The organism is Allobosea sp. 05L423 (assembly GCF_056397745.1).
The window spans coordinates 1-12,158 of the sequence record NZ_JBFTOA010000025.1 but is presented as its reverse complement, the minus strand read 5'-3'; the positions used below and the strand labels follow the sequence as shown (position 1 = coordinate 12,158).

The following is a 12,158-nucleotide window of genomic DNA, read 5'->3' as shown; positions in this document are numbered from 1 at the left end:
CAGCGCCATCATCCGATCACGCGGAACACGACCGGCTTGGATTCGTTCCGTTTTCGAGAGGTCGGTACCTGATATGATCCTTCTATTCGTCTCAGCTCTTGGCCTGATTGTGGCCGGAGTTGTTATTGCGTTTTCGGCAGAGGGATGGACCGCGGCGCCTTGGAGCGGGGAAGCTGGCATGTCCAAGCCGGATGCAGGCGACCGTCAACCCGAAGCATCTTCATTTGTTCAGCCGATCGACACCGCCGACGACCCGGTTGCGGCAATGAATCAATGGTGGGACTGGGTACCGTGGTTGCGGCGCGGTGGAAGGGGCATCTGACATTCGGCCGGGGTCAGTTGTCGCGCACGCATCTTGGCCACGCTGGCTTCGGCGGGCCGGGGAGTAGCAAGAGTCAAGGCGCCCGGCGCTGCGAATACCTCGCTTGGGCGGGAGGCCCCCTCTAGTCGGCGATGCCGTCCCGGCCTTCGATGGCCATAAGAGTTGCCGTGAGCAGGGCAATCAATCGCTCATTTCCGTCTTTCGCTGCAAAGACCTCAGTCTGGGCCAGCGTCAGCGTGCGCCCCGCCTTGACGACCTTGCCACGCGCGATGATGCGCTCGCCGGTCGCCGGCGCCAGGAGATTGATCTTGAACTCGGTGGTGAGCACCCCGCGGTCCATCGGCATCGTGCTGAGGGCGGCATAGCCCGCCGCGCTGTCCGCAATGGCGCTGACTGCACCTGCGTGAACAAAGCCGTGCTGTTGGGAGATTTCCGGTTTGGGCACCAGTTCGATCACGACCTGTCCCGGTGCGACACTCGTCACGACTGCGCCGAGCGCGCCCATGAGCCCCTGCTTGGCGAAGCTGGTCCGAATTCGTTGATCAACCCGCGCCAACTCGTCGTTCATTTGAATGTCCTCCGCAGTGCAGCGTGACATGCAGCCATTCGGCTGGAAACCGGGCGTGATTGAGCCGCCATTATAGTTTCGCCACTGTCCGAAATGCATTCGCCAGTTTCTTGACTGCGATTTCGGTCTCGGCGGGCGTCGAGCCGGCAAAGCCCATCAGGAAGCCGGCCTCGGCATCACCCGTGGCGTGAAGGGCGGACAATCCCAGAAGCTCGATCCCGGCACGCCGCCCAGCATCGATGGCAGCACGTTCGGATAGATCGCATGTCAGCAGGCAGGGCATTTGCAGCCCGCCGATGGGAATGCGCGGCTCGACAAAATCCGACAGGTGCTTCTGGACGAGATCGACAAGCGCATCGAGCCGCTGCGCATAGATGCCGCGCATGGTGCGGACATAGGCGCCAAAATGCCCTCCCTCCATGAAGCGGGCCAGCGTCAGTTGCGCCATCGGGGCGGAATGCCCGTCGAGGAGAGTGCGCGCGATGGTCATCGGCTTCACGAGTTGCGGCGGCAGCACGACATAGCCGATCCGCAGGCCCGGAAAGAGCGACTTGGTGAAGGTGCCGATGTAGATCGTCCGGTCGTGGGGATCGAGCCCCTGTACGCAGGCCGTCGGCTTGCCGGCATAGTGGAATTCGCTGTCGTAGTCGTCCTCGATAATCCATGCCTGATGCCTGGCCGCCCATTCGATCAGGGCCAGACGGCGGTCCAGCGCCAGCGTCGCACCGGTCGGAAACTGGTGGGAAGGCGTCAGGGAAACGGCTTTCGCCTTGCGCGGCTGGGCCAGAATCTGCTCGACGACGATCCCTTGCCGGTCGACCCGGATTGGGACGCATTCGAGGCCCGCCGCGTCGAACGCCTTGCGCGCGCCGTGATAAGCCGGGTTCTCGATGAAGATCCCGTCGCCGGGATCGAGCAACATGCTCGCGCACAACATCATGGCCTGCTGCGAACTGGTGAGGACAAGCACCCGGTCGGCCGTGGCGCGCGCGCCGCGCTCCAGGTTCACGTAATCGGCGATGGCGCGGCGCAGCGGCTCGGTTCCCTGCGGATCACCGTGAGCCAGTGCCTGGGGGCCGATCTCCCTGCGCACCTGCCGTTCCAGCCTCTCCCAGAGCTGAAGAGGAAAGGTGCGGGTTTCCGGCACGCCGGGCGAGAAGGGCCGGGGCGACAGCGTGTCGTGTACCCCGCCGCTGCGGAACATGGCGTTGCCGCGCTTGCTGAGGTTCGGAGCCTGGTGGCGCAGCAGCGCATCCCGCTGGGACAGGCGATGGCCGGGCGTGAACTCCGTCATCTCGGCCACGAAGCTGCCGCTCCCGACGCGGCGATCGATGAAGCCTTCGGCATGGAGCCGGGCGTAGGCCGCTTCGATCGTATCGCGCGACACACCCAGCGATTTTGCGAGCGCGCGCGAGGCCGGAAGGGGTTTTCCCGGTCCAAGCGCGCCATCGATAATCAATTGCCGGATGGCCCGCTGGATCCGCGCATGGAGCGGCATCGCCGCATGAGCGGGGTGGGCCATCCCCGCCTTCACCGTTTCCAGTTGAGAGTGCCTGAACAAATGGTCTGATCCCCTCGAATAAAATGGATGGGAACATCGGGCCATTGTTTGACTATGTGTCAATCCGACTTGTTGGCCCTGCGTCCCGAGCTTCAGGAGATTTTTCAGGATCATGTCGTCCCGCGCCGCATCTTCACCCATTCGCTTGAACGACCTGCCCCATCCTGTCGTCGCCGGCCTGATCTCCGTCATCGTCAACTATGGAGGCACCTTCATCCTGGTCTTCCAGGCGGCGAAGGTCGCGGGGCTGAGTCCTGAGCTGACGGCCTCCTGGGTCTGGTCGGTTTCGATCGGCGTGGGGCTGACGGGTCTCTTCCTGAGCTGGCGCTATCGCGAGCCGATCATCACGGCCTGGTCGACGCCTGCAGCGGCTTTCCTCGTCGCAGCGCTCGGCACCACACCCTACGCCGAGGCCGTCGGCGCCTATATGCTCTCGGCGGCGGCCTTCGTCGCGCTCGGGCTATCCGGCTATTTCGAGAAGGTCATCCGGCTGATTCCGCCGGGTATCGCCTCAGGCCTGCTGGCCGGCATCTTGCTCCAATTCGGCATCGGTGCGTTCGGCGGCGCGAGCGTCGATCCGCTGCTCGTCGGCTTGCTGGTCATCGCCTATGTCGTGCTGAAGCGCTTCTCCGCGCGCTACGCCGTGGTCGGCATCCTGCTTATCGGGCTGACCTTCTTGCTCATGCAGGGTCGGGTGGATCTGTCCGGACTCAAGCTGGCGTTCGCAGCTCCCGTCTTTACCATGCCGGCGTTCTCGCTGGATGCGCTGCTGTCCGTCGCGCTGCCGCTGTTCGTCATCACGCTGACCGGCCAATACATGCCGGGGATGCTGGTGCTGCGAAACGACGGCTTCAAGACCAGCGCCAATCCGATCGTCACCGTGACGGGTCTCGGCTCGCTCGCCATGGCCCCGTTCGGTTCCCACGCCTTCAACATTGCGGCGATCACGGCCGCGATCGCCACGGGCAAGGAGGCTCACGAAGACCCGTCGAAGCGCTGGATCGCTGGCATCGCGGCCGGCTGCTTCTATGTGCTCGTCGGGGTGTTCGGCGTCACGCTCGCCGCCGTCTTCATGGCCTTCCCGGCGACCTTCATCACCACGCTGGCCGGCCTCGCGCTGCTCGGCACGATCGGTGGCAGCCTCGCGGGAGCGATGGCCGATCCGGCGTCCCGCGAAGCCGCGCTCATCACCTTCCTGGCCTCGGCTGCGAACATCAAACTGCTCGGGATCGGCGGGGCGTTCTGGGGCCTGGTCGCCGGGCTCGTCGCCCATCTCGTTCTGAACGGCGGCCTGCTGCGCAGTCAACGGAACGGGCCGGCCAGGCGCGAGGCTGCCGCAAAGTGACGACCGCCCACCCGCCTGCCCAGCGCCGGAACCGGTGACGTTCCTCGCGTCGGTCAGGACGAGGATATTTCGCCGATCGAGAGGCGCACTGCGGAGCCTCGGGAGATAGCGGCCCGATGAGGTCGCTCTCTCCCGGGAGGGGCACGGCCCCGTGAGCAGGCCAGATCCTTGCGATAGACGATGCAGCCCGGGCACAGGGCAACGTCGCCATAGAGCTTGCGCGCAGGCGCGTTGCTTCGCGTGTCTGCCAATAGACGCGTTTGGCGCCGGCCCGGCGCGCAGACCGCGCCTTCCACTGCTTGACAGAGGCGCAGCTGGCTGCCTTAGTGCCTACCTGTATACAAGTATAACGATAATCGTCACCGGAGGAACGCCATGATCCGCCCTTCTCTCGCGGCAGCGTTGGTTTGCGCCGCGTCGCTGCTCCAGCTTTCGACGGCCAAGGCCGGCCCGGTGCTCGACGAGATCAAGTCGAGCGGGAAGCTGATCTGCCTCGTCAGCCCGAGCGCACCGGGTTTCTCGATCCCCGACAGCAAGGGCGTGTTCCGCGGCTTCAACGCCGATTTCTGCCGGATGGCGGCGGCGGCGATCCTCGGTGACGCGAGCAAGGCCGATATCCGCGGAGTCGGCTTTTCGGATGCTCTGAAGAGCCTCGTCTCGCGGCAGGCCCATATGGCTTCACGCTCGATCACCGAGACCGGCACGCGCTCGGCCGATCCCGGCCTCGCCTTCGTGGCGACGACCTTCTACGACGGGCAGGGCTTCATGGTCTCGAAGTCGCTCGGCGTGAAGTCCGCCAAGGAGCTGAAGGGCGCGACCATCTGCGCCGAGGACGGCTCGACGACGCTGCTCAACATCGCCGATTGGTATGCCGCGCAGGGCATGGCCTACAAGATCGAGAACATCGCCGATAAGACTGCGCGCCTGCAGGCGTTCTATGCCGGCAAGTGCGATGCCTATGCTTCCGACCTGACGGCGCTCGCGGCCGACCGCCAGCTCGCCAAGGACCCGGACAGCTACGAGATCCTGCCCGAGGTGATCTCGGCCGAGCCGCTGACGCTCGTGACCCAGCCCGATGACGAGCTCCAGAAGGCGGTGCGCTGGGCTTTCGCCGCCATGCTCAACGCCGACGAGCTCGGCATCAATTCCGGGAACGTCGACAAGGCGGTCGCCGATCTCGGCAAGCAGCCCAAGGCAGTACAGCGCCTGTTCGCGAAGGACGGCGCGGCGGCGGACATGGCCGCCAAGCTCAAGCTCCCGGCCGACTGGGCCTATCAGGTCGTCAAGCAGGTCGGCTCCTACGGCGAGGTTTTCGACCGCAATCTGGGACCGGCAACGCCGTTCAAGCTGAAGCGGGAAGGCACCCAGAATGCGTCAGTGCGCAATGGCGGCCTGATGTACGCCTATCCGATCCGATAAGCTGCATGCCAAGGCGGCTGTCTCGGGGCGGCCACACGAGGGAGAACGCGCTTGGTCCAGCCGAGCGATGCGATGCCGGACGAGTACATCGAGTCCGTCGTTTCCATCCGGGCGGTCGTGGATTGCCCGGGCGGCGGCCGGCTCGTCACGCTCGGCGTGCCCGGGCTCTCGATCGACCATCGCGGCCGTGGCTGGGTCGACCCTGAGTCGCTCGCGGAGACCCTGTCGGAGCTCGGGCACCTCGACACGGCGCTCTTCGTCCTGCTGGTTCGCGACGACGAATGCCCTGCCGGCCTGCGCAGGCTGCTGAAGCAGAGGGCCAGGGAAGCAGGCATCGCTCTGATCGCGTTGCCGATCGAGGACTACGAAGCGCCCGGCGCGCCGTGGTTGCGGGCGTGGCGGCGGATCGAGACGATGGCGGACCGCCAGATGGCGGCCGGCCGCTCGCTCGCCCTCTGCTGTCTCTACGGCGCGGGGCGGAGCGGGACGGTCGCCGCCGCCATCCTCTGCTGGAAGGGGCTGACGCCGCCCGAGGCGCTCGGCCGGCTTCGAAACGCCTTTCCGGACTCGGTCGAAAGCCCGGTCCAGGAAGCCTGGGTACAGTCGCGGACCGGCGGAAGCCTGTTCCTGCGGGATCAAGACGAGGAATTCTGAACGTGGCGCTACAACTGGCACCGAGATCCGCTCCGGCGCGCGCCGAGGAGATGCTGCAGACCCTCCGGTTCCGGATCTGCCGCGAAGACCCGGAGACCTCCATCATGCTGCACGAAGGCAAGCTGGCGCAAGAGTTCGGCGTCAGCCGGACGCCGATCCGGCAAGTCCTGCAGCGGCTGGCCTTCGAACATCTGCTCGAGACGCGCTCCGGCATCGGCACGGTGGTCAGCCCGCTGCAGCCAGCCGAGCGGAGGCTGCACTTCGCCATGCTCGCCGACGTGCTCCAGCTATGCCGGCGCTGCGCGGCACCGAAACTGGACGTCCCGGCCCGTGTCCTCGCAGGCACGATTGCCGGGCTTGCGCGAAGCCCGGGGCCGGATCCGGAAGGAAGCTATTTCGAGATCCGCACGCAGATGCTCGAACTGGCGTCCGGCCTCATCAGGGACCCCATCGCCTCGGAAGCTCATGCCGCGATGCATTGGCGTGTCATCCGCTGGCGGATGCAAGCCGTGCGGAACGACGCCGCAGCGGCCTTTGCCGGGCTGGAGAGCACCATTGCTCTGCTGGAGCGGGCGGCGACGCCGGGGGATGTCCTCGATTGCCTCGCCGCCGAGGCACCGCTGGATTGACGGAGCAGGAGATGAGCACCGCCCAGGCGCAGTTCCTGCGCCGCGCAGGATTACCGCCGGCCGTCGCGGGCGCACTCTGGCTCGGCCCCATGCCCGGCCGGCAACGGCCGCTGCGCGAGGATCTCGAAGCGCTGGCCGAGGCGAAGGTGAGCCGCATCATCTGCCTGGCGCCTCCGGAGGAGGTCGCGCGGAAATCGCCGGACTACGCAGCCCTCCAGCCTGGCGTCGCCATTGCCGTGACGGGGTTTCCGATCAGCGATTTCGGCATTCCCGAGGACGAAGAGGGGCTGCGCTCGCTCGTCGACCGGGCGGCCCGCGACCTGTTGCAGGGGCAGAGCCTGTTCCTGCATTGCGCTGCCGGGATCGGGCGAACCGGCATGGTCGGCATCTGCATCCTCGTCGCGCTCGGCCTGGGGCTGGAAGAAGCGAAGGCGGCCATCGCCGCGGCCGGCTCGGGGCCGGAAACGGAGATCCAGAGGGAGTTGGTCTGCCGCCTTGCCGCAGGCATGCGACGTCCCGCACTCTCCGGCATCGACAGGACGGGCCGACCATGAGCTCCGCCAGCATCGGCGGCGCATCACCCGCGCTCGGCCCTCCCCGGGTGAAACGCCCGTTTCCCGTGGTCGACTGCCTCATTGGAGGCGGACTGCTTCTCGTCCTCGCCTTCATCGCCATCAATGTCCGCGCCAACATGACGGCTGCCGGCATGCAGCCGGGCTTCGGCTTTCTCTGGCAGCAGGCCGGCTTCGATCTCAGCGAAAGCCTGATCCCCTACAACGCCGAGGACAGCTATCTCCGGGCCATCCTCGCCGGGCTTGTCAACACGCTATTCGTCTCGGCGGTCAGCCTCATCGTCGCCTGCGTGGTGGGGTTGGCGGTCGGCCTGGTTTCCGTCGGGCCAAGCCCGCTCGCGCGGCTGTTGGCGCTCGCCTATGTCGAGCTCTTCCGCAACCTGCCGAAGATCCTCATCCTGCTGGTTCTGTTCGTCGTCGCGGTCAACGGATTGCCGACGCTCCGGCGCGCGATCGTGCTGGGGCCTGTGCTCATCTCCAACAGGGCGATCTATTTCCCCTGGCTGGCCGCCGATCCGCGCAACGGCATCTGGCTCGTTCTGTCGCTCCTGCTTGCCGCGACGATGGCGACGCTCTGGATGCGCCGTGCGGGGCGGCGACAGGCCGCGACCGGGAAGCGGCCGCCGGTCATGCCGGTTCTGCTTGCACTCTTCCTCGTGGTTCCGGCCGGCCTCGCGCTGCTGTTGCAGGCGCCGCTGCAGCTTAGCCGGCCAGTGCTTGCCGGCTTCGCGGTGGAGGGTGGCGTCGGCATTTCGATCCAGTTCTGCGCGGTGGTCGTCACTTTGGCGCTCTACCATGGCGCACAGATCGCCGAGGTCCTGCGCGGCGGCATCGAGGCGGTGCCGACGGGCCAGACGGAAGCCGCCGCGGCCCTCGGCCTGACACGCGGCCGCACCATCCGCCTTGTGGTCGTCCCGCAGGTGCTGCGGACCGTCATTCCGCCGCTGAACAGCCAGTTCGCCAACCTGCTCAAGAACACGTCGATCTCGATCGCCGTCGGCTATTCGGACCTGATGTCCGTCAGCGGCACCGCCATCAACCAGACGTTCCGGCCGCTGGAGCTCATGCTGATCACCATGGCGCTCTATCTGCTGCTTTGCCTCGGCCTCACCGGGGTCCTGAACCGGTGGAGCGACCGGATCCGTGCCCGCGAAGGACGGGGGGCCCGATGAGCATCACCCTTCCGGCAGCGACACCCAGATCGGCGCCCCCGCGGCCGGCCCGATGGATCGCCGGCGTGATCGCAAGGCCGGGCGCCGCGCTGCTTTCGGCGGCGAGCGCCGGGCTGGCTCTGTGGCTCGGCTGGACTATGCTGCGCTGGCTCATCCTTGCCGCGGTTCCTCCCTGGGGCGAGGCCGCCCGATGCGCTGCGGCCACCGGCGCGTGCTGGCCGTTCTGGGCCGAGAAGACACGCTTCATGCTCTTCGGGACCTATCCGTTCGACGAGCAATGGCGCCCTGCCCTCGTCTCGGCGATCCTGCTGGCGCTATCGGGCGGGACGGGCTGGATGGCAGTGAGCGGGCGCTGGCCGAAGGCGAGCACCCTGGCCGGCCTCTGGGGCGCCGGCATTCTGGCGAGTTTCCTGCTGATGGGCGGAGGAGTGCTCCGGCTAGCCCCTGTCGACGCCACGCGCTGGAACGGGTTGCCGCTGCTCCTGATGCTGTCTGCGATCGCGCTGGCGCTGGCGTTCCCACTCGGCATCCTGCTCGCGCTTGCACGCTACCAGACGCGACATCGCCTGCTGAAGCGGATGGCCGGCCTTTTCGTCGAGTCCATGCGCGGCGTGCCGATGGTCACGCTTCTCTTCGTCGGTGTCTTCGTCCTTCCGCTGACCTTGCCCAAGACCATGGTCATCGGCCCGATCGCGGCGGTGCTGGTGGCGCTGGTCCTGTTTCACGGCGCCTACCTGGCCGAGGATGTGCGCAGCGGGCTGCTCGCCTTGCCCGCAGGGCAGCATGAAGCGGCGTCCTCGCTGGGCCTCGGCTTCTGGGCGACCGCCCGCCGGGTGCTGCTGCCGCAGGCGATCGAGCGCTCGATGCCGGCCCTGGTGAACAGCACGATCGGCGCCTACAAGGACACGTCGCTCGTCGTCGTGCTGGGGCTCCACGATCTCAACGCCACCGCCAAGATGGCGTTCAGCGATGTGGCCTGGGGCCACCAGGCGCTGGAAGCCTATGTCTTCGTCGGCGCCTGGTTCCTGTTGTCCTGTTCCTATCTGTCCTGGGTCGGCAGGCGGCTGGCGGCCAAGAGCTCCGGCCGCCGGCGATAGCGATGCAGACCTGCCAGCTGAGCCGCCTTCAGCGCGCGGCCTCGACCTCGCGCAGGCAGATCCTGAGGCGGTCGAGGATCATCTCGACGTCATCGGCGCCGACCGTGAGCGGCGGGCGGATCTTGAGGATGTTGTCGGCCGGGCCTTCGCGCCCGACGAGGATGCGCATGTCGCGCAGGCGGTTCATGACATGGGCTGCCGCGTCGGTCGCAGGCTCCAACGTCTCGCGATCCGTGACCAGCTCCAGCCCGAGGAAGAGGCCGATGCCGCGCACGTCGCCGACGCAAGGATAGTCCGCCATCAGCTCGCGCATGCCCGCGAGCAGCTTGTCGCCCATCGCCTTGGCATTGGCCGAGAGACCTTCCTCCTCGACGATGTCGAGCACCTCGGAGGCGATGCGGCAGGACAGGTTCGAACCGCCGAAGGTCGAGAAATACTCCGGGCCTTCGGCGAAGCGCTCGGCGATGGCGCGGGTGGTGGTGACCGCGCCGATCGGGTGGCCGTTGCCGAGCGGCTTGCCGAGCACGACGATGTCCGGCCGCACCGCCTGCTGCTCGAAGCCGAAATAATGGTCGCCGAGGCGGCCGAGACCCGTCTGGACCTCGTCGGCGATGCAGATGCCGCCGGCGGCACGGATGCGCTCGTAGACAGCCGCGAGATAGCCGGGCGGCGGGATGATCTGGCCGCCGACGCTCGGGAAGGTCTCGGCGATGAAGCCGGCGACCTTGCCGCCACGTTCCGCGATGGCGTTGAGCGCGCCGTCGACCTGCTTGGCATAGTGCAGCGCCCGGTCGGGATCGTCGCGGCGGAAGCGGCCGCGATAATCGTCGGCGACGTCGACGAGTTGCACCCAGGGCTTGCGGCCGCCCATGTTCGGCTTGTTGAACTTGTAGGCGGAGATGTCGATCGCGCCGGTGGTGTTGCCGTGATAGCCGTGATCGGGCGTGACGATGTCGTAGCCGCCGCTGGCGGCGCGGGCGAGGCGCAGCGCCAGCTCGTTCGCCTCCGACCCGGAATTGACGAAGAAGCAGACCTCCAACTCCCCTGGCAGCTTCGCGGTCAGCCGCTCGGCCAGCGCCATCGGTGCCGGGTGCAGATAGCGCGTGTTCGAGTTCATCCGCGCGAGCTGGTCCATCGCGACGGCCCGGATGCGCGGATGGGCATGCCCGACATGGGGCACGTTGTTGTAGGCGTCGAGATAGGGCCGGCCCATCGCGTCGAAGAGATGGTGGCGCCAGCCGCGCAGGAAGGTGACCGGGCGCTTGTAGCTGAGCTTCAGGTTCGCGCCGAAGCGGGCCTTGCGCTCGGCCAGCAGGGCGTCCTCGTCGATCGCCTGGTAGGCGACGACGTCGTCGGGCAGGTTGAGCAGGGCGGCGGGGTTCGGGCAGATCGCCTGCCAGAGTGCCCAGTCGTCGGGATCGGCGACGCCGGGCCAATCATGGCCCATGCCGTCCAGCGTCAGCGCGAGCTGGAAGTGCAGATGCGGCTCCCAGCCGCCGTTCTCCTCGGCCGGGCCGAGCCTGGCGAAGGCCTCGCCTGCGGCGATCTCCTGGCCTGGCTTCAGCTTCGCGGCGCCGTCCGCAGCGAGATGGCCGTAGAGCGTGTGGAAGACATCGCCCGCGGGCGTGCGGTGCTCGAGGATGACGACGCCGCCATAGTCGAGATGGCCCTTGCGGTTCTCCGCCAGCGCGACGCGGCCGGCCAGCGGCGCGCGGACCGGCTCGCCGGCGGGGCCGAAGACATCGACGGCCATATGGATGGTGCGACGGTTCGAGGCGAGCCAGCGCCCCTTGCGGAAGGCCTTGTCGGTATAGACCAGCCGCGGCTCGCCATACTGGCCGAGCCACCATTCCTGGGTGATGCCGATGGCCGCACCGAGGTTGCGGGCCTCGTCGGCGCGCATGCTGAAGGGGTTCTGCGGGATGGTGGCCTCGGCCACGCCGAGCGAGCCGACCGGGAGATCATCGAGCTGATGGCCGAGCACCGGCGCGAAATTGCCGCGCTGCCCGGCGATCCAGCTCGCGATACGGCCGGCGGCGGCGGTGACGGGCAGGCCGCAGGCATTGCGCAGGCGGGCGCCCGTCAATTCGCCGTCGATGGCGGGGTTTTCGAGCAGACGCCAGGCGGGGCCTTGCGAGATCGTGACATAGGCGTCGTTCGGGCGGTCCTTGGCTTGAATCGTCGAGTTCACGACGCTGACCGCGAGCCGCATGCGCAGGAGCGGCCAGATCAACCCGATCTCCTCGGCGCTCAGGGCCGAGACGGCGTGATAGCCGGCGACGAAGGCGGCGAGCGCGGCCTCGGGCGCCTCGTGGTCGAGGATGGCGTAGGCCGCGGCGATGGCGATCTCGCAGACCCGCGGGCCATTGGTCATGTCGCCGAAGTCGATCAGGCCGCTGATGCGGGTGGGCTCGCCGAGGCGCGGCTCGACGAGGATATTGAAGTCGTTGAGGTCGTTATGGATGGTCTGCCGCGGCAGCGTGTCGAGCGCGGGCTTGAGGGCCTCGAAGGCGGCGACGACTTCCGCCACGAGCGTGCGGCGCGAGCCTGCGAGCACGTCGAGATGCGGCTTGATCCAGCCGGCCTGCGTCAGGTCCCACTTCGCGGCATCCGGCGCGGCGGTGACCTTGAAATCGCGGAGTGCACGGTCGAGCCGCGCGGTCAGCGCGCCGAGCTCGGCGAGGACGGCCGGCGGCTGCGGCCCGGCTTCACCCATCGGGATGCCCTGAAAGGCGCGCTGGACCCAGACCATGCGCTGCTGACCCTCAGCATCCGCCACGTTCTGCCAGAAGCGCTTGCCCTCCGCGGGGAGGAGGAGG

Annotated in this window: 11 protein-coding genes; 8 read left to right on the top strand and 3 right to left on the bottom strand. The window is 67.5% G+C overall.

The features are described from left to right. Positions 1-178: 178 nt before the first annotated feature. Positions 179-322 (top strand): hypothetical protein, encoded by a 144-nt coding sequence (locus tag AC1DNE_RS27605; RefSeq protein WP_441472229.1) that lies wholly within the window; start codon positions 179-181, stop codon positions 320-322. Between the two features lie 121 nt (positions 323-443). Here the strand turns inward: AC1DNE_RS27605 and AC1DNE_RS27600 are convergent, their stop codons facing one another. Continuing rightward, positions 444-890 (bottom strand): PaaI family thioesterase, encoded by a 447-nt coding sequence (locus tag AC1DNE_RS27600; RefSeq protein WP_441472228.1) that lies wholly within the window; start codon positions 888-890, stop codon positions 444-446. A 70-nt stretch (positions 891-960) separates the two neighbouring features. Beyond that, entirely contained in the window at positions 961-2,451 is a 1,491-nt protein-coding gene (gene pdxR / locus AC1DNE_RS27595) for a MocR-like pyridoxine biosynthesis transcription factor PdxR (protein ID WP_476767032.1), read from the bottom strand. 112 nt (positions 2,452-2,563) lie between these two features. Here pdxR and AC1DNE_RS27590 point away from each other — a divergent pair, with 112 nt between their 5' ends. The 7 genes from AC1DNE_RS27590 (at position 2,564) to AC1DNE_RS27560 (ending at position 9,339) form a co-directional block, all read left to right on the top strand. Further along, complete coding sequence (locus AC1DNE_RS27590; protein ID WP_476841293.1) at positions 2,564-3,796, top strand: benzoate/H(+) symporter BenE family transporter; 1,233 nt, start codon at positions 2,564-2,566, stop codon at positions 3,794-3,796. A gap of 375 nt (positions 3,797-4,171) precedes the next feature. After that, entirely contained in the window at positions 4,172-5,215 is a 1,044-nt protein-coding gene (locus tag AC1DNE_RS27585; protein ID WP_476767025.1) for a transporter substrate-binding domain-containing protein, read from the top strand. 51 nt (positions 5,216-5,266) lie between these two features. Beyond that, positions 5,267-5,869: a protein-tyrosine phosphatase family protein gene (locus AC1DNE_RS27580; RefSeq protein ID WP_476767026.1), complete on the top strand. Its 603-nt coding sequence runs from the start codon at positions 5,267-5,269 to the stop codon at positions 5,867-5,869. 2 nt (positions 5,870-5,871) lie between these two features. After that, positions 5,872-6,498: a GntR family transcriptional regulator gene (locus AC1DNE_RS27575; RefSeq protein ID WP_476841292.1), complete on the top strand. Its 627-nt coding sequence runs from the start codon at positions 5,872-5,874 to the stop codon at positions 6,496-6,498. Between the two features lie 11 nt (positions 6,499-6,509). Further along, complete coding sequence (locus tag AC1DNE_RS27570; protein WP_476767028.1) at positions 6,510-7,052, top strand: protein-tyrosine phosphatase family protein; 543 nt, start codon at positions 6,510-6,512, stop codon at positions 7,050-7,052. Beyond that, complete coding sequence (locus tag AC1DNE_RS27565) at positions 7,049-8,242, top strand: ABC transporter permease subunit (protein ID WP_476767029.1); 1,194 nt, start codon at positions 7,049-7,051, stop codon at positions 8,240-8,242. The genes AC1DNE_RS27570 and AC1DNE_RS27565 overlap by 4 nt, the downstream gene beginning before the upstream one ends. A 65-nt stretch (positions 8,243-8,307) precedes the next feature. After that, positions 8,308-9,339: an amino acid ABC transporter permease gene (locus AC1DNE_RS27560; protein ID WP_476767030.1), complete on the top strand. Its 1,032-nt coding sequence runs from the start codon at positions 8,308-8,310 to the stop codon at positions 9,337-9,339. Between the two features lie 28 nt (positions 9,340-9,367). Here the strand turns inward: AC1DNE_RS27560 and AC1DNE_RS27555 are convergent. Then, positions 9,368-12,158: aminotransferase class III-fold pyridoxal phosphate-dependent enzyme (locus AC1DNE_RS27555; RefSeq protein ID WP_476841291.1), on the bottom strand; the 2,791-nt coding region annotated here is incomplete at its 5' end.